The sequence below is a fragment of the Planomonospora antibiotica genome, from assembly GCF_014647955.1.
Taxonomy (GTDB): domain Bacteria; phylum Actinomycetota; class Actinomycetes; order Streptosporangiales; family Streptosporangiaceae; genus Planomonospora; species Planomonospora parontospora.
Map to the genome: position 1 here is coordinate 1 of NZ_BMQE01000023.1, position 22196 is coordinate 22196.

At 73.0% G+C, this 22196-nt stretch carries 23 protein-coding genes; 9 read left to right on the forward strand and 14 right to left on the reverse strand.

All coding sequences use genetic code 11. From position 1 onward, the window contains the following. Nucleotides 1–193 (forward strand): zinc ribbon domain-containing protein (locus IEZ06_RS20680; RefSeq protein ID WP_189238355.1); only part of this gene is annotated, 193 nt, incomplete at its 5' end. A 91-nt stretch (nucleotides 194–284) separates the two neighbouring features. Here IEZ06_RS20680 and IEZ06_RS20685 read toward each other — a convergent pair. The 6 genes from IEZ06_RS20685 to IEZ06_RS20710 all read right to left on the reverse strand — a co-directional run bounded on the left by IEZ06_RS20685 (nucleotide 285) and on the right by IEZ06_RS20710 (nucleotide 6938). Continuing rightward, on the reverse strand, nucleotides 285–929 hold the full coding sequence (locus tag IEZ06_RS20685; RefSeq protein WP_189238356.1) for a bifunctional DNA primase/polymerase: 645 nt from the start codon (nucleotides 927–929) through the stop codon (nucleotides 285–287). Between the two features lie 259 nt (nucleotides 930–1188). Continuing rightward, the gene (gene hemB, locus IEZ06_RS20690) at nucleotides 1189–2175 is read right to left on the reverse strand and encodes a porphobilinogen synthase (RefSeq protein ID WP_189238357.1); all 987 of its coding nucleotides are present in this window, start codon (nucleotides 2173–2175) and stop codon (nucleotides 1189–1191) included. A gap of 168 nt (nucleotides 2176–2343) precedes the next feature. Further along, nucleotides 2344–3921, reverse strand: coding sequence for a bifunctional uroporphyrinogen-III C-methyltransferase/uroporphyrinogen-III synthase (locus IEZ06_RS20695; protein ID WP_189238358.1), 1578 nt, complete (start codon nucleotides 3919–3921; stop codon nucleotides 2344–2346). Next, nucleotides 3918–4829 carry a hydroxymethylbilane synthase gene (gene hemC, locus IEZ06_RS20700; RefSeq protein WP_189238359.1) on the reverse strand — a complete coding sequence of 304 codons (912 nt, stop codon included), beginning with the start codon at nucleotides 4827–4829 and terminating at the stop codon, nucleotides 3918–3920. Before hemC ends, IEZ06_RS20695 begins: the two co-directional genes overlap by 4 nt. Continuing rightward, nucleotides 4826–6130, reverse strand: coding sequence for a glutamyl-tRNA reductase (locus IEZ06_RS20705; RefSeq protein WP_189238360.1), 1305 nt, complete (start codon nucleotides 6128–6130; stop codon nucleotides 4826–4828). Before IEZ06_RS20705 ends, hemC begins: the two co-directional genes overlap by 4 nt. Before the next feature lie 100 nt (nucleotides 6131–6230). Next, nucleotides 6231–6938, reverse strand: coding sequence for a redox-sensing transcriptional repressor Rex (locus tag IEZ06_RS20710; protein WP_189238361.1), 708 nt, complete (start codon nucleotides 6936–6938; stop codon nucleotides 6231–6233). Between the two features lie 390 nt (nucleotides 6939–7328). Here IEZ06_RS20710 and IEZ06_RS20715 point away from each other — a divergent pair, with 390 nt between their 5' ends. Further along, nucleotides 7329–7577 (forward strand): glutaredoxin family protein, encoded by a 249-nt coding sequence (locus tag IEZ06_RS20715; RefSeq protein WP_189238362.1) that lies wholly within the window; start codon nucleotides 7329–7331, stop codon nucleotides 7575–7577. Here the strand turns inward: IEZ06_RS20715 and IEZ06_RS20720 are convergent. Next, the gene (locus tag IEZ06_RS20720) at nucleotides 7567–9288 is read right to left on the reverse strand and encodes an antibiotic biosynthesis monooxygenase (RefSeq protein WP_189238363.1); all 1722 of its coding nucleotides are present in this window, start codon (nucleotides 9286–9288) and stop codon (nucleotides 7567–7569) included. The genes IEZ06_RS20715 and IEZ06_RS20720 overlap by 11 nt on opposite strands. Nucleotides 9289–9542: 254 nt before the next feature. Here IEZ06_RS20720 and IEZ06_RS20725 point away from each other — a divergent pair, with 254 nt between their 5' ends. The 3 genes from IEZ06_RS20725 to IEZ06_RS20735 all read left to right on the forward strand — a co-directional run bounded on the left by IEZ06_RS20725 (nucleotide 9543) and on the right by IEZ06_RS20735 (nucleotide 11885). Next, nucleotides 9543–10139, forward strand: coding sequence for a sigma-70 family RNA polymerase sigma factor (locus IEZ06_RS20725; protein ID WP_229798462.1), 597 nt, complete (start codon nucleotides 9543–9545; stop codon nucleotides 10137–10139). 120 nt (nucleotides 10140–10259) lie between these two features. After that, complete coding sequence (locus IEZ06_RS20730) at nucleotides 10260–10943, forward strand: DUF5667 domain-containing protein (protein ID WP_189238364.1); 684 nt, start codon at nucleotides 10260–10262, stop codon at nucleotides 10941–10943. A gap of 75 nt (nucleotides 10944–11018) precedes the next feature. Then, nucleotides 11019–11885, forward strand: a complete 867-nt coding sequence (locus IEZ06_RS20735; protein ID WP_189238365.1) for an HAD family hydrolase — start codon at nucleotides 11019–11021, stop codon at nucleotides 11883–11885. Here the strand turns inward: IEZ06_RS20735 and IEZ06_RS20740 are convergent. The 7 genes from IEZ06_RS20740 to IEZ06_RS20770 all read right to left on the reverse strand — a co-directional run bounded on the left by IEZ06_RS20740 (nucleotide 11870) and on the right by IEZ06_RS20770 (nucleotide 18152). Next, entirely contained in the window at nucleotides 11870–12910 is a 1041-nt protein-coding gene (locus tag IEZ06_RS20740; RefSeq protein WP_189238366.1) for an alpha/beta fold hydrolase, read from the reverse strand. The two genes, IEZ06_RS20735 and IEZ06_RS20740, sit on opposite strands and share 16 nt — an antisense overlap. A 160-nt stretch (nucleotides 12911–13070) precedes the next feature. Continuing rightward, a complete protein-coding gene (locus IEZ06_RS20745) occupies nucleotides 13071–14222 on the reverse strand; it encodes a 1-acyl-sn-glycerol-3-phosphate acyltransferase (RefSeq protein ID WP_229798464.1) in 1152 nt (383 codons plus the stop codon). Further along, complete coding sequence (locus tag IEZ06_RS20750) at nucleotides 14219–15244, reverse strand: NAD-dependent epimerase/dehydratase family protein (RefSeq protein ID WP_189238367.1); 1026 nt, start codon at nucleotides 15242–15244, stop codon at nucleotides 14219–14221. The genes IEZ06_RS20745 and IEZ06_RS20750 overlap by 4 nt, the downstream gene beginning before the upstream one ends. 23 nt (nucleotides 15245–15267) lie before the next feature. Then, a complete protein-coding gene (locus tag IEZ06_RS20755) occupies nucleotides 15268–15366 on the reverse strand; it encodes a 30S ribosomal protein bS22 (RefSeq protein WP_018654693.1) in 99 nt (32 codons plus the stop codon). Between the two features lie 286 nt (nucleotides 15367–15652). Then, the gene (locus tag IEZ06_RS20760; RefSeq protein ID WP_012887307.1) at nucleotides 15653–15856 is read right to left on the reverse strand and encodes a helix-turn-helix domain-containing protein; all 204 of its coding nucleotides are present in this window, start codon (nucleotides 15854–15856) and stop codon (nucleotides 15653–15655) included. 323 nt (nucleotides 15857–16179) lie between these two features. Next, nucleotides 16180–16992 (reverse strand): phosphatase, encoded by an 813-nt coding sequence (locus IEZ06_RS20765; protein ID WP_229798466.1) that lies wholly within the window; start codon nucleotides 16990–16992, stop codon nucleotides 16180–16182. Then, nucleotides 16989–18152, reverse strand: a complete 1164-nt coding sequence (locus IEZ06_RS20770; RefSeq protein ID WP_189238368.1) for an acetoin utilization protein AcuC — start codon at nucleotides 18150–18152, stop codon at nucleotides 16989–16991. Before IEZ06_RS20770 ends, IEZ06_RS20765 begins: the two co-directional genes overlap by 4 nt. Before the next feature lie 271 nt (nucleotides 18153–18423). Here IEZ06_RS20770 and IEZ06_RS20775 point away from each other — a divergent pair, with 271 nt between their 5' ends. The 4 genes from IEZ06_RS20775 (at nucleotide 18424) to IEZ06_RS20790 (ending at nucleotide 22093) form a co-directional block, all read left to right on the forward strand. After that, complete coding sequence (locus IEZ06_RS20775) at nucleotides 18424–19617, forward strand: sensor histidine kinase (RefSeq protein ID WP_189238369.1); 1194 nt, start codon at nucleotides 18424–18426, stop codon at nucleotides 19615–19617. After that, nucleotides 19614–20273: a response regulator transcription factor gene (locus IEZ06_RS20780; RefSeq protein ID WP_189238370.1), complete on the forward strand. Its 660-nt coding sequence runs from the start codon at nucleotides 19614–19616 to the stop codon at nucleotides 20271–20273. The genes IEZ06_RS20775 and IEZ06_RS20780 overlap by 4 nt, the downstream gene beginning before the upstream one ends. 102 nt (nucleotides 20274–20375) lie before the next feature. Further along, complete coding sequence (locus IEZ06_RS20785) at nucleotides 20376–21350, forward strand: ABC transporter ATP-binding protein (protein ID WP_189238371.1); 975 nt, start codon at nucleotides 20376–20378, stop codon at nucleotides 21348–21350. Next, nucleotides 21347–22093, forward strand: coding sequence for an ABC transporter permease (locus IEZ06_RS20790; RefSeq protein ID WP_189238372.1), 747 nt, complete (start codon nucleotides 21347–21349; stop codon nucleotides 22091–22093). Before IEZ06_RS20785 ends, IEZ06_RS20790 begins: the two co-directional genes overlap by 4 nt. Nucleotides 22094–22196 lie beyond the last annotated feature (103 nt).

The window sequence follows — 22196 nt, forward strand, 5'->3', positions numbered from 1 at the left end:
CTGGTTCCCCAGCTCGAAGCTGTGCTCGACGTGCGGGGCGCTCGCCGCGTCCCTGCCGCTGGACGTCCGGTCGTGGACCTGCCCGTGCGGCGCGGTCCATGACCGGGACGTCAATGCCGCGAAGAACATCCTCGCCGCCGGACGGGCGGAGAGGTTAAACGCCTGCGGAGGGACCGTAAGACCCGCCGTCTAGCGGAGGGCGGGACCCGGTGAAGCAGGAAGCCACAGAGGTGCCGCACCACGCGGCACGGGCTGAATCCCCGGCCTTCAGACCGGGGAGCGCGTCAATCGCAGGCGTCGGCGAGCCGGTCGAGGACGCGGAGCGGGTCGGGCAGCGGTCCGCCGTCCGGGGCGCGCAGCCAGGAGGCGCAGCCGCCGGAGGGCAGGGCGGAGGGCGGGGCGACGACGTAGCTGTCACGGCAGTGCCAGCGCAGGCCGGGCATCTCCTCGATGGTCGAGGGCCCGTAGTCGAGGGGGCAGGACCACCACTCGTCCTCGTCCTCGGAGAGGTTGCGGGTGGCCACATAGAACAGCACCCGGTCGCCGTTCTCGGCGACCGGGCCCGGTACGGATCCTGCGGCGTCCATGGCGGCGAGGGTCGTCAAGCCCGCCTCACGCGGTACGTCGAAGACGTCGAAGACGCGTCCCGTGGGCAGGATGATGTTGGCCTCGGGGTCGGCGCTCCACCAGTGGGACAGCAGCGCGGGGTCGGTGGTGGCCTGCATCTGCCAGGCGCGCGAGAGCGGGTGGCTACCGGGGTCGGGACAGCCGATGCGGTCGCAGGAACAGGCGCGTGACCCGCCCTGGAGCGGGCGGGCGCCCGTACAGCTCGCCCAGCCCAGCGCGGCGTACTCCAGCGCGGATTTGACCATCTGCTGCTTCGGATGGCTCCGCCGCTTACCGCGCCGCGCCAGTGATACCCCCACCATGGTGTCCTCCGTTGTCCGCGAGCCCCGCGCCATACCCGGATGCGACGACATATCCACATTCTGGTTTACAAGAAAGGCATTCAGCAGGGTCTACGCCACCTGGGACACATCCGCACCGGTTCTCGAACTCTAACGCACGGTTCTCACCGCTCAGCGGCAAACCCCCAGTTCTGGGCATGTGCGAAGCATCTCAACACGACGCGCAGCGTCGCCGTCAGCCCCCGAGCCGCGACGCGCAGCGTCGCAATCAGCACAGCCATCAACGCAGCCGGCGAGCCGCCTCGGTGGCCCAGTAGGTGAGGATCATGTCGGCCCCGGCCCGGCGGATCGCGACCAGCGACTCCATGATCGCCCGTTCCCGGTCGATCCAGCCGTTCGCCGCCGCGGCCTCGATCATGGCGTACTCACCGCTGATCTGGTAGGCCGCCACCGGGACGTCCACCTCGTCGCGCACCTGGCGCAGGATGTCGAGGTAGAGCAGGGCGGGCTTGACCATCACCGCGTCGGCGCCCTCGGCCAGGTCCAGCCGGACCTCCCGCAGCGCCTCGCCGACCGGGCCCGCGGGGTCCTGCTGGTAGGCGTTGCGGTCGCCGAACTGCGGCGCGCACTCGGCGGCCTCCCGGAACGGGCCGTAGAACGCCGAGGCGTACTTCGCGGAGTAGGCCAGGATCGGGACCTGGTCGAAGCCGTCGGCGTCCAGCGCGGCGCGGATGGCGGCGACCTGGCCGTCCATCATCCCGCTCGGCGCGATGACCTGCGAGCCGGCCCGCGCCTGGGCCACCGCGACGGCCGCGTAGCGCTCCAGGGTGGCGTCGTTGTCGACCTCGCCGCCGGCCGTCAGCACGCCGCAGTGCCCGTGGTCGGTGAACTCGTCCAGGCAGGTGTCCGTCATCACGACCATCGCGTCGCCGACCTCGGCGACCAGGTCGGCGACCCCCTGCTGGACGATCCCGTCCGGGTCGTCGCCCGCCGAGCCGCGGGCGTCCTTCACCGCGGGGATCCCGAACAGGATCAGCCCGCCGACCCCGGCCTCGGCCGCCTCGTGGGCGGCCTTGCGCAGCGAGTCGCGGGTGTGCTGGAACACCCCGGGCATCGAGCCGATCGGGTTCGGCTCGTCGATGCCCTCCTTCAGGAACATCGGCAGGACCAGTTCGGCCGGGTGCAGCCTGGTGCCGGCCACCATCCGGCGCATCGGCGACGTACGGCGGAGCCTGCGCGGACGCGCGGCGGGGAACTGGGCGGTCATGGTCTCTCCCTCCCCCGGCCACGGGGTGTCATCGGCCGGAGGCCCGTTTCGGGTCTGCTCACTGTTCGGTTGTCCCACCAGGGCGGCGGCCGCACCGCGGACGCCGCACCTCCGGCACCCACGGCGTTCTCTTCAGGCTACGCCGCCCGTCCGGGGCTCACCCGGGACTCACTTGGGACGCCGCCGGGCTCCCCGCCGGGTCTGGGAGGGCCTGCGCGGGACCTCCCCGGCCGCGAGAGCGGCCTGACGGAGCTTCGCACCATACTCCGCCAGCCCCGACGCCAGGGCCGAGGCCGACGCCGTGTCGGCCATGACGTCGACCCGGAGGCCGAACTCCTCCGCCGTCTTGGCGGTCTGCGGACCGATCGCGGCGATGACCGTGACGTTGTGCGGCTTGCCGGCGATGCCCACCAGGTTGCGCACCGTGCTGGAGGAGGTGAACAGCACCGCGTCGAACCCGCCGCCCTTGATGGCCTCCCGGATCGGGGCGGGCGGCGGCGCCGCCCGCACGGTCCGGTAGGCGGTGACGTCGTCGCACTCCCAGCCCAGTTCGGTCAGGCCCGCGACCAGCGTCTCGGTGGCGATGTCGGCCCGCGGCAGCAGGACCCGGTTGATCGGGTCGAGCATCGAGTCGTACGGCGGCCACTCGTCCACCAGGCCCTCCGAGGACTGCTCGCCGGTCGGCGTCAGGTCGGGCTTCACCCCGAACTCCACCAGGGCCCGCGCGGTGGCCTCGCCCACCGCGGCGACCTTCAGCCCGGCGAAGGCGCGGGCGTCCAGGCCGTACTCCTCGAACTTCTCGCGCACCGCCTTGACCGCGTTCGCGCTGGTGAACGCCACCCACTCGTAGCGTCCGGTGACCAGGCCCTTGATCGCCCGGTCCATCTGCTGCGGGGTGCGGGGCGGCTCGACGGAGATCGTCGGCACCTCCTCGGGCACCGCGCCGTAGGAGCGCAGCTGCTCGACCAGGCCGGCGGACTGCTCCTTGGTCCGGGGGACGAGCACCCGCCAGCCGAACAGCGGCTTGGTCTCGAACCACGAGAGCCGGTCGCGCATGCCGACCGCCTCGCCGACCACGATCAGCGCGGGCTCGGTCATCCCGGCGTGCTTGAGGTCCGGCCCGATCCGCCCGAGGCTGGTCACCACGGTGTACTGCTCGGTGGTGGTGCCCGCGCTGCTGATCGCGACCGGCGTCGAGTCCGGGCGGCCCGCGGCGATCAGCGCCTTGCCGATCGCGACGGCCTCGGAGATCCCGTTGTAGATCACCAGCGTGCCGGCGCTCGCCGCGTGCGCGGCCCAGTCGCCGACCATGGTCGCGTCCACGACGCGGAACTCGGGCACCGACACCGCGGCAGGGATGCCCGCGTAGGTCAGCACCGCCGTCGCCGGGGGGACGCCCGGCACGATCTCGAAGTCCACCTCCGCCGCCGCGCAGGCCGCGACCTCGTCGGTGATCGAGGAGAAGAACATCGGGTCGCCCGCGCAGAGCCGGACGACGCCCCGCCCGGCCTTGGCCGCGGCGACGGCCTTGGCGGGCGCGCCCTCCTCGTCGGCGTCGACGACCTCGACGCCCTCCCGGCAGTGGCGCAGGAGCGGGCCATACGCCTCCTGGTCGAGCACGACGGCGTCGGCCCGGGAGAGCAGGTCCGCCCCGCGCAACGTGAGCAGGCCCTCGTCGCCGGGCCCGGCGCCCACGAAGGCGACGAAACCGGCCGGGTGCTCGAAGGTGGTGCTTCCGGAGCTCACTGCTGCTGCTCCCCCATCAACGTGCCGGCCCCTTCGGCGATCATCTCGGTCGCGAGGGCGCGACCGAGATCCATGGCCGTCGAAGGGGAACCGGCGGTGGACTTGCGGACCGCGCGGCCGCCATCGATGGCGATGACGGCCGCGGTCAGGTTCAGATCCTGCCCGGTGACGACCGAATGCGCACCCACCGGAGCGGCGCATCCGGCCTCCAGGGCGTTCAGCACGGCCCGTTCGGCGGTCACGGCGGCGCGCGTGGCGGCGTCGTCGAGCACGCCCAGCAGCTCGACCAGGTCGGTCCGGTCGGCCCGGACCTCCACGGCCAGCGCGCCCTGCCCGGGGGCGGGGAGCATCTCGTCTACCTCGAAGATCTGCGCGATCTCGGCCTCCCGGCCCAGCCTCCGGAGTCCCGCCGCGGCCAGCACGACGCCCTGCAGTTCACCGGAGGCGACCTTGCCGATCCGGGTGTCGGCGTTGCCGCGGATCGAGACGTACTCCAGGTCGGGGCGGAGCGCCCGGAGCTGGGCGATCCGGCGCGGCGAGCCGGTCCCGACCTTCGAGCCCGGCGGCAGGTCCGCCAGCTTCGCCCCGGCGACCAGCGCGTCCCGGTGGTCGTCGCGCGGCGGGATCGCGGCCAGGGCGATGCGCGGGTCGGGGGTCGTGGGCAGGTCCTTCAGCGAGTGCACCGCGAAGTCGACCTCGCCCTCGATCAGTTTGTCGCGCAGCGCGCTGACGAAGACGCCGGTCCCGCCCATCTGGGCCAGGTCGCCCTTGGTCACGTCGCCGTAGGTGGTCACGCCGACGAGTTCCACGGCGCGGCCGGTCAACTCGGTCAGCCGTGCGGCCACCAGTCCGGACTGCGTCGTCGCCATGAGGCTCCGACGCGTCCCCAGTCTCAGGGGCCCCGTCATCGGTCCACCTCCATGTCGATCGTCTCGACGCGTCTCACCGCGTCGGGCACCTTCGGGTCCAGGTTGAACAGCTCTCGCAACGCTTCCGCATAATGATCGCCCGCCGACGACGCCGCGAGCTGTTTGACACGCACGGTGGGCTCGTGGAGCAGCTTGTCGACCACGCGCCTGACCGTCTGCGCTACCTCGTCGCGGACCCGGCCCTCGATCTCCGGGACCCGGGAGGCGAGCCGCCCGAGCTCCGCCTCGACCACGTCGGCCGCCTTGCTCCGCAACGCGACCACGGTCGGGGTCACGCGCGCGGCCCGCTCGGCGCTCAGGTAGGCCGCGACCTCCTCGGCGACGATCGCGCGCACCGCGGCGACCGCCTCGGCCCGGCCGTCGTCGTCGACACCGGCGATCTCGCCGTTCTGCATGGACTCCAGGTCGACGAGCGTGACACCGGGCAGCCGCCGCACGGCGGGGTCCACGTCGTGCGGGAGCGCGAGGTCCAGCAGGAACATCCGCCGGGGGGTCACCATGTCCGCGGTGACGACCACGTCGGTGGCCCCGGTGCAGGAGACGACCAGGTCGGCTCCGGCGAGTTCGGCCGCCAGGCCGCCGAACTCCGCGGCCCGGCCGCCGACCGTCTGCGCCAGCCGTACGGCGCGCTCGTGGGTCCGGTTGACCACCACGATGTCGGTGACGCCCGCCCGCTGGAGGGTCGCGGCGGACAGGGCGCTCATCGAGCCGGCGCCGACCACCAGGGCGCGCAGTCCCTGGATCGGGCCGAGCGCGCGCTCGGCGAGGCGCAGCCCCACGCCGACGAGGGACGCGCCCGCGCGGTCGATGCCCGTCTCCGCGTGCGAGCGCTTGCCCACCCGCAGCGCCTGCTGGACGAGCTCGTTGAGCGTCGGGCCGAGCGTCCCCTCGTCCTGGGCGAGCCTGAGCGCCTGGCGGACCTGGCCGAGGATCTGCCCCTCGCCGACCACCATCGAGTCCAGGCCCGCGGCGACCGAGAACAGGTGCTCGACGGCCCGGTCCTCGTAGTGCACGTACAGATGGGAGACGAGCTGCTCCACGGGCACGCCGGAGTGCACCGCCAGCAGCGCGGTGACCTCGCTCACCACCGCGTGGAACCGGTCCACGACGGCGTAGACCTCGACCCGGTTGCAGGTCGAGACGATCATGACCTCCGCGACGCAGTCGCTCCGCTGGACGTCGTGGAGCAGCTTGGCCAGCGCGTCCCCGGAGACGGAGACCCGCTCCAGGAGCGCCACGGGCGCCGTCCGGTGGCTCAGGCCGACGACGAGGAGGCTCATGCGCGCCTCCCCCGCGGCGACGGGCGGTCCGCTGTCGCGGGCAGGCCGTACCGGCCGGTCAGGTCCCGCCCGCGGCGGCACTCTCTCGTCCTCTGTGAAATCACAGGTCCACCGCCTCGGGCCATTCGTCGGCCATCGCGGGCCCCCCAGTCATCCGATCCATCTTGCGCTGCTCGTGGAACGCGAGGATCTGCAGTTCGATCGACAGGTCGACCTTACGGATATCGACCCCTTCAGGCACGGAAAGCACGACGGGGGCGAAGTTCAAGATGCTGGTGACCCCTGCGGCGACGACCCTGTCGGCCACCTGCTGGGCCGCCGCGGCAGGCGTCGCGAGCACCACGATCGACACTCCCCGCAGCCTTATCACGGCTTCCAGCTCGTCGATGTGCTCCACATTCAACCCCGCGATGTGGTCGCCCACCACTTCGGGGTCGGCGTCCAGGAGCGCGGCGACCCGGAATCCGCGGGAGACGAAACCCCCGTAGTTGGCGAGCGCCCGGCCGAGGTTACCGACCCCGACGATGGCGACGGCCCAGTCCTGGGTCAGGCCCAGCTCGCGGGAGATCTGGTAGATGAGGTATTCGACGTCGTAGCCGACCCCGCGCGTGCCGTAGGAGCCCAGGTGCGACAGGTCCTTGCGGAGCTTCGCCGAGTTCACCCCGGCGGCGGCGGCCAGGTCCTCCGAGCTCACGGTCGCCAGCCCCCGCTCGGCCATGCCGTTGAGCGCCCGCAGGTAGAGCGGCAGACGGGCGACGGTCGCCTCGGGTATGCCACGCTCACGAGGTTGGGACGGACGGCGGATCACGTGCCGGAGCTCCAGGGGACAGGCGGCCGGCGCGGCCCGGACGCGACGGATGACGAGGTGAGGCCACTGTCATCCAGGTTAGTCCCTTTGTGAACCGATGCACAAAGTGAGAGCGTCCGGTGTGGCCAAGCCGACAGTGTTGAACTGCGACGCTGCGCGTCGCGGCTCGGGGGCCGGTAACCGCCGTCTGTCACATGGCGACGCTGCGCGTCGCGGCTCGGGGGCCGGTAACCGCCGTCTTCCCTCGTCGCGTGCTCGCTTCGCTGCGCGCGCTCCTCAGTCCAGACGCCGGAGCCCCCTCGCGGGGTGTCCCTCCGGGAGGTAGGAGCGGCGGGTCCCTCCCGGAGGGAGGGTGGGCGGGTCCGCGGCGGGATCGGTTAGCGTGATCGCATGGCACCGCAGGACCACCGCATCACGCTGCTCGGCAAGCCCGGATGTCACCTGTGCGACGACGCGCGGGCCGTCATCGAGCGGGTCGCCGCGGAGCTGGGCGTTCCCTGGGAGGAGCGCGACATCACGGCCTCCGCGGAAGATCACGCGAAATACTGGGAGATGATCCCGGTCACCCTGGTCGACGGCGTCCAGCACGATTTCTGGCGCGTCGACGAGGACCGCCTGCGCGCCGCGCTCAGATCCTGAAGGCGGTCGGGAGCGGGATCACCTTCGCGGCGTTCACGTTGAGCTCGATGACGTTGGTGGCGAGCACCATGCCCTGCCGCTCGGTGACGAACCTCTCCACGTGGGGCTGGCTCTGGTGCTCCCGGTAGGCGACCTCGTCGCGGTAGAGCTCGTAGACGATGCGCTGGAGCGGGGCGGACTTCACCGAGTGGCAGGCGTAGATCAGGGTGTCGGGCTCGCTCCCGCGCACGATCTCCACGGTCTCCTCGGCCAGCCGGTCGAACGCCTCGCCGGTGCCGTCGATCAGCGTGAACACGGTGAGCAGGCCGAAGATGCTCGGTGAGATGCGGACGCGGTCGTCCGGGAGCGGGGGCGTCCCCGGAGCCGCGCCCGAGCGGGCCGGGGCGGCCGGGACGCCGAACGCCTCCTCCGCGGGCATCGGGCTGCGGGCGCCGAACGCCTCCTCCGCGGGCATCGGGCGCGAGGCCCTGTCCTGCACCCCGCGGGAGGACGCGTGCCCGCCGAACTCGTTGAGGGGGATGCTGTACTCGCCCGTCGCCGGACCGGCGGCCGGCGGCACGCCGAATTCGCCCGTCGTCGGACCGGCGGCCGGCGGCACGCCGAACTGACCGGTCCTGGGGGGCGGCTGGGTGTAGTCGTGGTCGCCCGGCGGCCGGCCCGTGAGCGGCATGCCGTACTCACCGGCCATGAAGGTGCCGGTGGCGGGGCCGCCGAACGGATCGTCGTGGGCTTGACCGGCCTGGTCGGGCTGGCCGGGCTGACGCATCCGGGCCGCGTAGTCCACCTCCTGCTCGCCCGCGCGGTACTCCGCCACGAGGTCGCCGAGACCCGACCGGCGCGAGGGCTGACCGGGCGCGACGCCGGGGGCGGCGTCGGACGCGACGCCGGGCGCGGCCCCGGGCGGCTGGACCGGCATCGCGCCGGTCGGCTGCCCGGGGACCGTACGGCGGCCCGCGACCTGGACGTCCCGGGGAGGAGCGAGCTTCGGGCGCCGGTCCTCCCAGTCGTCCTCCTCGAAGTCGTCGTCGTCCTCGTCGTCGTACGGCGCGAGCGGGCGGAGCACGGCGTACCAGACGGCCGCGGCGGCCAGCAGGTGCAGCAGCACGATGAGCGTTCCCGGGGCCCCGAAGGCGCATGCCCCGACGAGGGCCAGCCCGGTGGGGGCGAGGACGCCGAGTGCGTGCATGTTGTCGGTGTCGTAGTCGTCGCCGTTGCGCCAGCGCAGGACCGCGACCACCAGCCCGGCCAGCAGGACCACCGCCACGAAGGCCTGGACGGCCATGAGCAGGTAGGAGGGCGGGGGGTTCCAGTGGGCGGCCGTGACCGGGAGGGTCTTGGCGAAGTCCTTCTCGTGCCGGACCGGGTCCACCAGCAGGATCACCAGCCCGACGGCGGTGAGCCCGGCTCCCGGCAGCCAGGAGCCGAACCTGGCGGCGGGCTTGCGGGCCAGGAGCTGGATGACGCCGACGGCCAGCCACAGCGGCGCCAGCAGCGACCCCGTCAGCTGGTAGACGCGGAACGTGAGCGTTCCGAACCCCAGGAGGTGACCGGCGGCCATCACTCCCAGTGACACGCACAGCGCCGCCGTGGCGACGCTCCAGGCGATCAGCCATCCGGCGGGCTCGGCGCGGAGCCGGTTGACGAGGGCGCCCGTGGCGATGGCGGCGAGCAGGGCTCCGGCGAGCGCGATGACAGCGACGAGGACTTCCATGGTGTCTCCAATGCTGCCGGACATTACCCTTCGACCGGTAGCCGGGCCCGTGCCCGGCCACCTGGATCGGTCCTGCGAGGAAGACCGGCCCCACACCGTATACGGCGACTACCGCCAGTCACGACGGTACAAAGTGGATTGTGGAATTTCCTGATGATTCCTAGAGTGGGCGGGCACGCCGCACCCTTCCTCCCCAGGGATACCGGATGCCAGACACGTGGCCATTAGCCGGGCCCCTCCCGACCGTCACCGGGGTGGCCCAGCCTGTCCGCAACAACGATCCCGCCGTACGCGAGGACGCCTCCGAGGAGCTGAGAAGACTCGTCCTGCGCGCCAAGACAGGAGACACGGAGGCGTTCGGCACGCTCTACGACCGCTATCTTGACCTGGTCTACCGCTATATCTATCTCCGGGTCGGATCCCACCCGCTCGCCGAGGATCTCACGAGCGAGACCTTCCTCCGCGCGCTTCGCCGAATCGCCGACTTCACTTGGCAAGGACGTGACTTCGGGGCCTGGCTCGTGACCATCGCCAGAAACCTCGTCACCGATCATTTCAAGTCGGGCCGCTACCGGCTCGAGGTCACCACGGCCGACGTGTTCGAGACCCCGCTCGACGGCCCGCACATCCCGGAGAACGCCGTCGTCACCGCGATGGTCAACGACCGGGTGCTCCGCGCCGTCCGCGCGCTCCGGCCCGAGCAGCAGGAATGCGTGGTCCTGCGGTTCCTGCACGGCATGTCCCTGGCCGAGACCGCCCTGATCATGGGCAAGAAGAGCGGCGCCATCAAGGCCCTGCAGTTCCGTGCGATCCGGGCGCTCGCCCGGGCGCTCCCCGCGGACCTCGGCTGAGGACGCCCGTGACGGCGGACCCGGCGACGCCCGGCCCGGGACGCCGCGTAACCCGCCCCGCCGGGCCGTCGTTAGGCAGATGAGCGATGGATCATCTTCCGGGGGCGGCAGGGAGCGTTCATGGGTAAGTGGCTGCCCGGGATCTCACGCCGATCCCGGGCGCGCGCCCGGCACCGCGTGTCGGGGCTCGGCGCCCGGATGGAAGGCGCCTCCCCGCGGCCGGAGTTCAGGGCCGAGCTCCGCGACCGGCTCGTGCACGCCTCCCCCGGCCGGGATCCCCTCCCCGAGCCGGTCCCGGTACAGCGCACCCGGCGGGCGCCGCGCGTCCGGCTGCTCCCGCAGCTGCTGAGCGCCGCGCTGGCGGTGGGCATGGTGACCACCGGCCTGACCACCTACGGGTCGGTGCCCGGCGACACGCTCTACCCGCTCAAGCGCGCCGCCGAGAACACCCTCCTCCGGCTCAGCAGCGACGACGCCGAACGGGCCGACCGCGGCCTGCAGTCCGCCTCGACCCGCGCCGACGAGGTCGAGGCGCTGCTCGGCTCCACCGCCCGGGGAGAGGGGAACCTGGTCGGGCAGACCCTCCAGGCGATGGAGGACACCACCCGCTCCGCGGTCACCTCCCTGACCCGGGTACGGCGCCGCGACGCGGAGGACGCCGAGGAGGCCACGGGCGACCTCGAACGCTTCGTCCGCAAGCAGCGCGACCAGATCGAGGGGATGCTCCCCAAGATGGACGAGGAGGACCAGCGCAGGGCCAACGGCTACCTGAACTACATCGAAGGCCTGGCGCCGCCCGGGTGACCGGCCGGTGAAACGCCGCCGTCCGGCCCGGCGTAGCCGGGCCGCACCGGTGTGCTGCGGTTAAGCTGAGTTGCTATGAAGCGGCTGATACGACGGCGGAGCGCGGCGGAGACGGCCGGAGAGGTGGCGGCCGCGGCGGCCGTCGCCCTGCCGATGGCCGAGCCGGATCCGACCGCCGCCGCCTTCTTCGACGTCGACAACACCATGATGCGCGGCGCCTCGATCTACCACTTCGCCCGGGGCCTGGCCTCGCGCGGGCTGTTCACGACCAAGGACCTGGTGAGGTTCGCGCTCGGGCAGGCGGTGTTCCGCGTCCGCGGTGACGAGAACCCCGAGCACATCGCCGAGGCCAGGGAGACCGCGCTGGCGTTCGTGGCGGGCAGCAAGGTGGAGGACATCGTCCGCCTCGGCGAGGAGATCTACGACGAGGCGATGGCCGACCGCATCTGGCCCGGCACCCGCGCCCTCGCGCAGAGCCACCTCGACGCCGGCCAGCGCGTCTGGCTGGTGACCGCCACCCCGATCGAGCTCGCCCGGGTGATCGCCCAGCGCCTCGGCCTCACCGGCGCCCTCGGCACCGTCTCCGAGACCGTGGACGGCGTCTACACCGGCCGGCTGGTCGGCGACCTGCTGCACGGTCCCGCCAAGGCGGAGGCCGTGCGGGCCCTGGCCCGCAGGGAGGGCCTCGATCTGAACCGCTGTTTCGCCTACAGCGACTCGGCCAACGACCTGCCGCTGCTCTCCCTGGTCGGTCACGCCGTCGCGATCAACCCCGACGGGGAGCTCCGTGACCACGCGCGGGAGAACGAATGGGACATCAAGGACTTCCGTACCGGGCGTAGGGCCACGATGATCGGCCTGCCCATCGCCGCCGGCGCCGGTGCCGTGGCGGGCGGCGTGGCCGCCGCCATCGCCCTGCGCCGTCACTACCGCTCGTCCTGACGCCCTCCCGCGCGGCGCAGGGCCCGGTCGAACAGGCCCGACAGGGCCGCGTTCACGACCTCGGGGCGCTCCAGCCCGATCATGTGGCCGGCGGCGGGGACGATCTGGAGCCGGGCGCCGGGCACGGCCTCGGCGATGCGGTGGCTGTGGACCTTCGGCGTCAGGCGGTCGCGCGCGCCGACCATGACGAGGGTCTCCAGCGAGCCGAGCGCGGCCAGCGCCCCGCTCTTGTCGTGGACGAGGAAGTCGTTGAAGAAGCCGACCATGACCTCGGTCGGCGTGGTGGCGACCATCTCGGTGACGAACCGTACGTGGTCGCGGCGCGCACCGGGGCCGAACGCGACGTAGCGGGTCACCGGCAGGTTGGTGCGCGTCCTGAGGGCGACACTGCGGTCGATGAGCTCCGCGCGGGCGCGCAGGCGGTCGAACACGATCGGGGTGACGACGGGGGCGAGCCGGCCGACCGGGCCGGGCAGCCCGAACGTGCTCTCCCGCAGCCGCCCCGACGAGGTGCTGAGCAGCGCCACCCCCGCCACCCGCGAGGCGAGCAGCCCGGGGTGCCGCTCCGCGAAAGCCATGATCGTCATGCCGCCCATGGAGTGCCCGACCAGCACCACCGGCAGCCCCTCGGGGACGGCCCGCTCGATCACCGCGGCCAGGTCGTCGCCGAGCCGGTCGATCGTGCAGGCGTCGGGCGCCCCGGCCGCGGAGCCGCCGTGGCCCCGCTGGTCGTAGAAGACCAGGGTGCCTCGGCCCTTGAAGGCCTCCCGCTGGAAGTGCCAGCAGTGCCGGTTCATGGTCCAGCCGTGGGCGAACACCACGGCGAACTCCGGGGACCCGGCCTCCTCGATGTCGACCGCGAGCTGGACGCCGTCGTCGACGGTGACGGTGACCGGCCGTCCGCAGTGCCCGCCGAGCGCCGCCTCGGACCGTTCCCGGCCCCGGCGCCGCCCGGCCGCGCCCAGCGCCACCCCCACGGCCAGCCCGGCGAGCGCGGCCCTCGTCGCGGTACGGCGTGCGGCCATGGCCCCTCCCAACGTCCAGGGTTCTCTGCTGAGCACACCATATCGGTCGAAAGCACCCGTTGTTAGACGCGATGCCTAATAAAAATCACCGCCGCCCCGCCCGCGGAGGCGCAGGCGGGCACCGGACGGCCTCCCCGCGGGAGCGCGGCGGCGGGACCGGTCAGAGGAAGGGGGGGAAGGCGTGGCCCCGCCGGAGGCGGAGCTCGTTCAGCTGCTGCTGGACGACCTCGCGCACCTGGTCGGTGAGGTTGAAGACCAGCATCGGGTCGTCGGCGTCGCCGGGGGCGTACTCGTCGGTCCGGATGGGCTCGCCGAAACCGATCAGCCACTTGGACGGGAGCGGGACCAGACCCAGCGGCCCGAACCAGGGGAACAGCGGGGTGATCGGCAGGTAGGGCAGGCCGAGCGCCCTGGCCAGGAAGCGCAGGTCGCCGATCTTCGGATAGATCTCCTCGGCCCCCACGATCGCGCAGGGCACGATCGGGACCCCGGCCCGGATCGCCGAGGCGACGAACCCGCCCCGGCCGAAGCGCTGGAGCCGGTAGCGCTCGGAGAACGGCTTGCCGACGCCCTTGAAGCCCTCCGGGAAGACCCCCACGAGCTCGCCCTTGCGCAGCAGCCGGTCGGCGTCCTCGCGGCAGGCCAGCGTGTGACCGGTCTTGCGGGACAGGTGGCCGAGCACCGGGAGCCGGTAGACCAGGTCCGCGCCGAGCAGGCGGATCGCCCGCCGGTCGGGGTGGTCGTCGTGCAGGGCCACCTGGAGCATGAGCGCGTCGACCGGGATCGTGCCCGAGTGGTTGGCGACCACGAGCGCGCCCGAGTCGCCTGGAACGTTCTCGGCGCCGACCGTCTCGACGCGGAACCAGTGGCGGTAGAGCGGGCGGATCAGCTCCAGCAGCACCTTGTCGGTCAGCTCGGCGTCGAAGCCGAACTCGTCGACCTCGTACTGCCCGGTGAGGCGGCGCCGCAGGAACGCCAGCAGCTCGGCCAGGCGCCGGTCCCCGTCGTCCCCGCCGTCACCCCAGAGGTCGTGGTCGTCGCCGGGGGCGTACGGCCCGCCGCCGGGGTCCTGCCGCGGCTCGTGATCGGAGCGGTCCCGAGGCGGCTCGTGATCGGAGCGGTCCCGAGGCGGCTCGTGATCGGAGCGGTCCCGAGGCGGCTCGTGATCGGAGCGGTCCCGAGGCGGCTCGTGATCGGAGCGGTCCCGAGGCGGCTCGTGGGCGGAGCGGGAGCGGCCCCGGGAGATGGGGATGACCCGCGCCTCGTGCGGCTCGCCGTGCGGTCCGCCGGTCCTGCCCGCCGTCTCGCTCATCTCGTCACCATACGGGAGAGCGCGTCCAGCGCGGCGGCGGGGAGCCCGCCACCCGGGCGCCGGGTGCGCAGGAAGTCCTCGAAAGCGGCGCCCGTGGAGAACTTGGGCCGCCATCCGAGCGTCGCGGCCAGCCGCGCGCCGTCCACCGCGCGGCCGTGGCACATGAGCCGGAGCTGTTCGGGGGAGAAGTTCACCAGCCCCGCGCTCCTGGCGAGGTCGCCGAGCAGGCCGAAGGCCTGGGACGGGACCGGCACCGAGAGCAGCCCGGCCCGCCGCAGGCACTGCGACAGGAGCAGCACGCCGTCCCCTGTGGCGTTGAACGTGCCGGGGTGGTCCTCCGTCGCCGTCCGGCGCAGCACCTCGACCGCGTCGTCCTCGTGGACGAACTGCAGCCGCGGGTCGAAGCCCAGCACGGTCGGCAGCACCGGCTGGGAGAAGTAGCGGGTCAGCGGCGAGTCGACGCCCGGACCCATGAAGTTGGCGAACCTGAGCATCGACACGGTCACGTCCCGGCGCCGCCTGGCGAAGCCGCGGACGTATCCCTCGACCTCGGCGGCGTCCTTGGCGTAGCCGTGGACGGGCGGCTCGGCCGGCTCGGCGTCCTCGGTGAAGACGGCCGGGTCGCGGGGCGACGAGCCGTACACGGCCGTGGTCGAGCGCACGACGACGCGGCGGACCGTCGCGGACCGCTGACAGGCACCGAGCAGTTGCATGGTGCCGATGACGTTGTGCTCCTTCATGAGCGCACGGCCGCCACTCCTCGGGGGAGAGCTCACCAGGCCCACGTGGACGACGGTGTCGATGTCGGCGGCCGCGATCACCTGGGCGATGTCGGGACTGCGCAGATCGACGCGGACGAACTCCGTCCGGCCGAGAGGTACGCCGCCATCACGTGAGAGCGAGGGCGGCGGCACCGTGTCTACTCCGATGACCCGGTCGATGCCCGGGTCAGCCGCGAGAACGCTCGCCACTCGGGCGCCGATGTGGCGCGAGACCCCGGTGACAAGCACGGTGTGGGTCATCGACGCCTCGCAGGTCCGCGTTGCTACTTCTTGTTACGCCGCTGGATACGGGTCTTCTTGAGAAGCTTGCGGTGCTTCTTCTTCGCCATGCGCTTACGACGCTTCTTGATGACAGAGCCCACGGGACCCCCAGGTAGCTGGTAGCCGAATTGCAAACCGGCGTGCGGGCGCACACCGGGTCAACAGACTACCGGCGATCGGCGGTGGATCGCCCGCAGGCCCGGGGTCCCGGGCGCCGGAACCCGCGGCGCGGCCCTCGCGCCGCCACGTCACCGCCGTCACCCCGGGCCGGGGGACCGGAGATCCCGGGGCGACGGCCGGTCTTCCGGACCGCGCCCGGGACATCCGGGGAGGCGCGGGCCCGCCCCTCCACCGGGCTCACCCGGGGGGCACGGACCCGCGGTCGCTTCAACCCGCCTCGATGTACGCGTCCCGGAGATAGTCGTGCACCGCCTGCTCCGGCACTCTGAAGGACCGGCCGACCCGGATGGCCGGCAGCTCACCCGAGTGCACGAGCCGGTACACCGTCATCTTGGACACCCTCATGACCGTGGCCACCTCGGCCACCGTCAGGAACTTCACCTCGCTGAGAGGTCTTTCGCCTGCACCCATCGGACGCCTCTTCCGCACGTGTTTCCGGGTTATCCCCACTGGTGCCATCGCTCACGCACGTCTACTGCCGTCAGCGTAAGTCGGGACTCCGAACACGCAAACCCCCTATTTTCCCAACGTTCGCAGTCCCACGTCAGCGGAATGGAGAAACTCGCTGGCCAGCAGCCGGACCCTACCCTCAAATCCGATCTTGGAACGGGCCAGCCGTCTCTCATAAGAGTCGCCCACCATCACCGAAAAGTTGGCAAAGGATCGGCGAGCCCCGTGGAATGCAGGCGCGAAAAGACGGTATAAGGACGGCCGGATCCGGTGTCACGCCCGTCTCAGAGGGCGCTCGCGACCCTCGCGACCAGATGCGCGGTCAGCGGAGCGTAGTGCCTCGGCAGCACGTTGTCATCGAGCGGCACGGTGACCGCGATCTTGCCTTCCGCCTCGCCGACGAAGAGCGCCGGGTCGTTGCTGTCGGCGAACCCCACCGTCGGGATCCCCGCCTCCCCTGCGGCACCGGCCCACCCGTGGTCGGCGATCACCAGGTCGGGGCGCTCCTCCCCCATCTCCGCGATCATCGCCTCCATCGGCGCCGGGTCGTGGGTGTGCACGAAGGCCCCCCTGTCGTCCAGCATGGCGACGTCGTCGAGATAACGGATCTTGCGCCTGCGCCCGAAGCGGGGGCCGGTGTAGGACCAGTCCTCGGCGGGGGTCAGCAGTGTCGCCCCGCGCTCGCGCGCCAGCCGGGCCAGCGCCAGGTGGACGGTGAGCAGGCCGGTGGGGTGGCCGGTGGCCACCAGGATCCGGGCCCCGGCGCTCCGGAGCACCCCGGCGATCACGTCGCCCATCGCCTCGACGGCGTCGATCGTGCGATCCGGGTCGATGGTGTCCCGGCCCTCCCGGTGGGCCGGATCGGCCACGACCCCGGCGGACTTGGCCATCAGGTCCAGGACGTCCCGGTACGACCAGCCCTCGCCCAGGGTGAGCCCGAACATGTGGTGCGGGTCCCGGTTGGCCAGCGACCGGTAGTGGTCGAGGTTGTTCTCCCGGCTGGTCGCCACGTCGCCGGCGATCCGGGTGCGGACGAGGTGCTCGCGGAGGTCGTCCCGCGAGCCGGGGTCCGGGGTCGGTTCGGGGTGCAGGGTCACGGGATCGGGTCCAGTCCGTGGAAGGGGAACACGGCGTTCCTGGTCGCCAGGATCGCCCGGTCGACCGGGTCTGCCGGGTCATAACCGGCGGACAGGTCCTGGAATTCCGGCTTCCTGCCGTCGGTCATGGACAGCGGCGGCGTCTCGCCGGTCCGCTCCCGCACCAGCCGCCGCCACTCCTGGGGGGTGGCGGTGGCCGGGTCGAGCGGGTGCCCGGAGACCTCGGCCAGCAGGTGGGTCCACGCCCGGGGCACCACCTGGACCAGTTCGTACCCGCCGCCGCCGGTCACGATCCACCGGCCGCCCGCGGTCTCGTGGGCCAGCTCGTGCAACGCCGCGTAGGCGGTCCGCTGGCCGTCCAGGCTGAGCATCAGGTGGGCCAGCGGGTCCAGCGCGTGGCTGTCGCAGCCGTGCTGGGTGACCAGGACCTCCGGGGCGAACTCCCGCAGCAGCGGCGGGACCACCGCGTGGAAGGCGCGCAGCCAGCCGGCGTCGCCGCAGCCGGCCGGCAGCGCCACGTTGACCGCGGTGCCCTCCGCCCCGGTCTCGTGCGGGAAGCCCGTGCCCGGGAAGAGGGTCCGGGGGCTCTCGTGCAGGCTGACGGTGAGCACCCTGGGGTCGTCGTGGAACATCGCCTGGACGCCGTCCCCGTGGTGCACGTCCACGTCCACGTAGGCGACCCTGGAGGCGCCCTGGGACAGCAGCCAGCCGATGGCCACCGCCGGGTCGTTGTAGACGCAGAAGCCGCTCGCCGTACCCGGCATAGCGTGGTGCAGCCCGCCGGCGACGTTCGCCGCGTGCTCGGCCTCCCCCGTCCACACCGCGCGCGCCGCGGCCAGCGTGGCCCCGGCGATGAGCGCGGAGGCCTCGTGCACCCCGGCGAAGGCGGGGTTGTCCTCGGTGCCCAGCCCGGCGGCGCGGTCGGGCCTCCCGGTCGCCGAGACCCGCCGGACCGCCTCGATGTAGTCGCGCCGGTGGACCAGGGCCAGCTCGTCGTCGGTGGCGGGCGCGCAGCCGGCCAGCTCGACCGCGTCGAGCACGCCGAGCTCCCGGGCCAGCGCCATGGTCAGCTCGACCCGGACGGGCGCGAGCGGGTGCCCGGGACCGAAGTCGTAGGCGGTGAGCGCGTCCTCCCAGACGACCCGCACGGACCGGCTCATCCGCATCCTCCTCGGCTCGCTCCCCGGGCGACATCGGCGCCGCCGACGGCATCGGCGCCGACGACGATGTGGGCGACGTTACCGCACGGCCGCCGCCCCACCGCCCTCGCGGGGCGGGGCGGGCCGGCCCCCGATGCGCTCCCGGCCGCCCTCGGCCCGCTCAGCCTCCCCTGCCGCCCTCTCAGCCCTCTCAGCCCTCCCAACTGCCCGGCGCCCCGGCCGTCCGGACAGGATCATTCGCCCGTACCTTGACATGCCGTACTGTCGTGCCATGCGTTTGCGGGGTGTGCGCGAGGTCTGGCGGGCCCTGGGGCGTTCCCGGGTGTTCGACGGCCTGCTGGCGGCCGGAGTGTGCGCGGCCGACGTCACCGCGGCCCTGGTCCTCTTCCCCGCAGGCGACCCCGGCCGGATCCCCGCCCTCGCCATCTCCGCCGCCGGCGCCGCCGCCCTCCTGGTACGGCGCGGCCGTCCGATCACGGTCGCCCTCGTCACCTTGGCCCTCGACCTGCTCTACGTCCTGCTCGGCCTGGGCGATCCCGCCACCCCGCCCAGCACGATCGGCCTCTACGGTCTGGGCCGCTACGCGGCCGGCAGAGCTGCCTGGAGCGTCTCCGCGGCCACCGTGGTCATGTACGCGCTGCTGTCTCTGAAGACGATGCCGGGACCGCTCTACTACTCCTCCGTCCCGGTGCTCCTGCCCCTGCTGTTCACCGGCACGGGCGCGTTCTTCCGGCTCCGGAGCGAGCTGCGCGAGCGCAGGCAGCAGCAGGTGGCCGAGGCCGCGGTGCGCGCCGAGCGCCGCCGTATCGCCCGGGAGCTGCACGACGTCGTCGCCCACCACATCACCACGATCAACGTGCTGGTCGGCGCCGGCCGCACCACCATGGCCTCCGACCCCGAACGCGCCCAGGAGGTGCTGGTCACGGCCGAGCGCACGGCCCGCGAGGCGATGACGGAGATGCGGCAGCTCCTGCACGTGCTCCGGGTCGAGGACGACGGCGAGCCGGAGGACCACTCGGGGACCGGCGTCGCCGCGCTGCCCGCCCTGGTCGAGCAGGTACGCGGTGCAGGGCTGCCGGTCGGCATGGAGGTGACGGGGGAGGCCGTCCCGCTGCCCGCGGCGGTGGACCACGCCGTCTACCGGATCGTGCAGGAGGCCCTCACCAACACGCGCAAGCACGCGCCCGGCGCCCGTGCCACCGTCCGGCTCGCCCACCTGCCCGGCGCCGTCGAGGTCGAGGTCCTCGACGACGGCCTCGGCCGGCGCTCCGGCGGGCAGCAGGGCGGCGGCTTCGGACTGGGCGGCATGGCCGAGCGGGTGGCGCTGTGCGGGGGGCGGTTGCAGACCGGTCCCCGTCCCTCGGGAGGCTTCCAGGTCCACGCCCGCATCCCGGTCCCGGAGCCCCGGGAGCCGGCGGTCCGGGTCTCCGCACTCTGGAGCCGGGAACCGAAGGAGAACCCGTGATCACGATCCTGGTGGCCGACGACCACGCCGTGGTGCGCACCGGCTTCCGCATGATCCTCGGTTTCCAGCCCGACATGTCCGTCGTCGGGGAGGCCGCCGACGGGGCGCAGGCCGTACGGCTCAGCCGCGAGCTGCGGCCCGAGGTGGTGCTGATGGACGTGCACATGCCCGGGACCGACGGCGTCGCGGCCACCAGGGAGATCACGGAGGCCCTCCCCGGGACGCGCGTGCTGGGCCTGAGCACGTTCGACCTGGACGAGTACGTGGTGGCGATGTTGCGCGCCGGGGCGGCGGGGTTCCTGCCCAAGGACGTCTCGCCCGAGGAACTGGTCGAGGGCGTGCGGACCGTGCACCGGGGGGAGGCCGCGGTGGCGCCCCGGCTGCTCACCCGCCTGATCGGCACGTTCGTGCGCGCCCCCCGTCCCCGTCCGGCGCCCGCGACCGGCGCGCTCGCCTCGCTCACCGACCGCGAGCGGGAGGTGCTCGTGCTCATCGCCGGCGGGTACGCCAACGGCGAGATCGCCGAGCGGCTGGCCGTCTCGCCGTCCACGGTGAAGAACCACGTCACGAGCCTCTTCGCCAAGATCGGTGCGCGGGACCGTGCCCAGGCGGTGATCGCCGCCTACGAGGCGGGCCTGGTCGCCCCCGGGCGGTAGGAGCAGGGTCCTACCTGCGGGGGCCGGTCGTACCGCGCTCCCAGTCCGCGGACCGTCCTCCGGCACGATGATCCGGGGCCGGACGCGCGGGAGGCTGAAGGCATGATCAACGTCAGATCGCTCACCAAGCGGTACGGCTCGACCGTCGCCGTGGACGGGCTCTCGTTCGAGGTACGCCGCGGCCGGGTGACCGGCTTCCTCGGTCCCAACGGCGCCGGCAAGTCGACCACCATGCGCATGGTCCTCGGTCTGGACCGGCCGAGCGAGGGCACCGCCCTCATCGACGGCACGCCGTACGGCGAGCTGAGGAACCCGCTGCGCAAGGTCGGCGCCCTGCTTGACGCCAAGGCGGTCCACGGCGGGCGCAGCGCGCGCGACCACCTGCTCTGCCTGGCGCAGAGCAACGGCCTCCCGGCCTCCCGGGTGGCGGAGGTGCTCGCCCTCACCGGCCTGACCGCGGTGGCGCGCCGCCGCGTCGGCGGCTTCTCGCTGGGCATGTCGCAGCGGCTGGGCATCGCCGCGGCGCTCCTCGGCGACCCGGAGATCCTGATGTTCGACGAGCCGGTCAACGGGCTCGATCCGGAGGGCATCCTGTGGATCCGCACCCTGATGCGCGACCTCGCCGCCGAGGGCCGCGCGGTGTTCGTCTCCAGCCACCTGATGAGCGAGATGGCGCAGACGGCCGACCACCTGGTCGTCATCGGCAGGGGCCGCCTCATCGCCGACACGGGCGTGGAGGAGTTCATCGGGCGCAGCTCCCAAGCCTATGTCCGGGTGCGCGCGCCGCGCCTGCCGGAGCTCGCACGGGTGCTCGGTGAGACCGGGGGCGCGGCGGATCCGGTGAACGCGGCCAAGCGGGCGGACGCGGCGTATCCGGTGGAAGCGGCGGGACGGGTGGAGGTGGCGCTGCACGGCGACCACCTGCGGGTGACGGGCCTGGGCGCCGAGGCCGTCGGTGAGGCCGCGGCGGGGGCCGGGCTCGTCCTGCACGAGCTGACCCCGGTCTCGCCGTCCCTGGAGGCGGCGTATATGGAACTGACCCAGGAGAGCACCGAGTACGCGGGAGCGCGGGCATGACGGGCGTGTTGCGATCGGAATGGACCAAGCTCCGCTCGGTGCGGTCCACCCTGTGGACCCTGCTGACGGCCGTGGCGCTGATGGTCGGCTTCGGAGTGCTGCTCACCGCCGTCTCCAAGGACATGGGAGAGGAGGTCGGGCCCGCCGACGCCCTCATGTTCAGCCTCTCGGGCTCCCCGTTCGCCTCGCTGGCGGTGGCCTCGCTCGGCGTCCTGGTCATCAGCGGCGAGTACCGCACCGGCATGATCCGCACCACCCTGCTCGCGGTCCCCGGCCGCCTGCGGATGCTGGCCGCCAAGGTCGCGGTCTTCACCGCGGTGGCCCTCACCGTCTCGCTGGTCGCGTCGTTCGCCGCGTTCCTCGCCGGGCAGGCCGTGCTCGGGGACGCCGGGATCGCGCTCGGCGACCCCGGCGCGCTGCGGGCGGTCGTCGGCTCCGCGCTGCTCATCACAGCGAGCGGGATCTTCGGCCTGGCGCTCGGCGCGCTGATCCGGCACACCCCCGGCGCGACCGTCGCCGCGATCGCCCTGATCTTCGTCCTGCCGCAGATGACCAACATGCTGCCCGGCGCGTGGGGCGAGGCGGTGCGCGAGCACTTCACCACCAACGCCGGCGACCAGGTCACCCGCATCGACATCATGGACGGGCAGCTCGGTCCCTGGACCGGCTTCGGGGTCTACTGCGCCTGGATCGCGGTCGCCCTCGCCGCCGCGGCGGTGCTGCTGCGGCGCCGGGACGCCTGAACCGTGGGCGGACGCCCCGTCGGACGCTCGGCGGGGCGTCCGCGGTGCGGGCCGCGGCCGCGTCTCCCAGGGGTACGGGGACCGGCCCCGGGCGGTCCCGGGC

What these genes read in the sequence shown, in the direction of transcription:
- IEZ06_RS20685 (WP_189238356.1), bottom strand. Translation starts at nt 929, where the DNA reads ATGGTGGGGGTATCACTGGCGCGGCGCGGTAAGCGGCGGAGCCATCCG.
- hemB (WP_189238357.1), bottom strand. Translation starts at nt 2,175, where the DNA reads ATGACCGCCCAGTTCCCCGCCGCGCGTCCGCGCAGGCTCCGCCGTACG.
- hemC (WP_189238359.1), bottom strand. Translation starts at nt 4,829, where the DNA reads ATGACGGGGCCCCTGAGACTGGGGACGCGTCGGAGCCTCATGGCGACG.
- IEZ06_RS20705 (WP_189238360.1), bottom strand. Translation starts at nt 6,130, where the DNA reads ATGAGCCTCCTCGTCGTCGGCCTGAGCCACCGGACGGCGCCCGTGGCG.
- IEZ06_RS20715 (WP_189238362.1), top strand. Translation starts at nt 7,329, where the DNA reads ATGGCACCGCAGGACCACCGCATCACGCTGCTCGGCAAGCCCGGATGT.
- IEZ06_RS20720 (WP_189238363.1), bottom strand. Translation starts at nt 9,288, where the DNA reads ATGGAAGTCCTCGTCGCTGTCATCGCGCTCGCCGGAGCCCTGCTCGCC.
- IEZ06_RS20730 (WP_189238364.1), top strand. Translation starts at nt 10,260, where the DNA reads ATGGGTAAGTGGCTGCCCGGGATCTCACGCCGATCCCGGGCGCGCGCC.
- IEZ06_RS20735 (WP_189238365.1), top strand. Translation starts at nt 11,019, where the DNA reads ATGAAGCGGCTGATACGACGGCGGAGCGCGGCGGAGACGGCCGGAGAG.
- IEZ06_RS20740 (WP_189238366.1), bottom strand. Translation starts at nt 12,910, where the DNA reads ATGGCCGCACGCCGTACCGCGACGAGGGCCGCGCTCGCCGGGCTGGCC.
- IEZ06_RS20745 (WP_229798464.1), bottom strand. Translation starts at nt 14,222, where the DNA reads ATGAGCGAGACGGCGGGCAGGACCGGCGGACCGCACGGCGAGCCGCAC.
- IEZ06_RS20750 (WP_189238367.1), bottom strand. Translation starts at nt 15,244, where the DNA reads ATGACCCACACCGTGCTTGTCACCGGGGTCTCGCGCCACATCGGCGCC.
- IEZ06_RS20760 (WP_012887307.1), bottom strand. Translation starts at nt 15,856, where the DNA reads ATGGGTGCAGGCGAAAGACCTCTCAGCGAGGTGAAGTTCCTGACGGTG.
- IEZ06_RS20770 (WP_189238368.1), bottom strand. Translation starts at nt 18,152, where the DNA reads ATGAGCCGGTCCGTGCGGGTCGTCTGGGAGGACGCGCTCACCGCCTAC.
- IEZ06_RS20775 (WP_189238369.1), top strand. Translation starts at nt 18,424, where the DNA reads ATGCGTTTGCGGGGTGTGCGCGAGGTCTGGCGGGCCCTGGGGCGTTCC.
- IEZ06_RS20785 (WP_189238371.1), top strand. Translation starts at nt 20,376, where the DNA reads ATGATCAACGTCAGATCGCTCACCAAGCGGTACGGCTCGACCGTCGCC.
- IEZ06_RS20790 (WP_189238372.1), top strand. Translation starts at nt 21,347, where the DNA reads ATGACGGGCGTGTTGCGATCGGAATGGACCAAGCTCCGCTCGGTGCGG.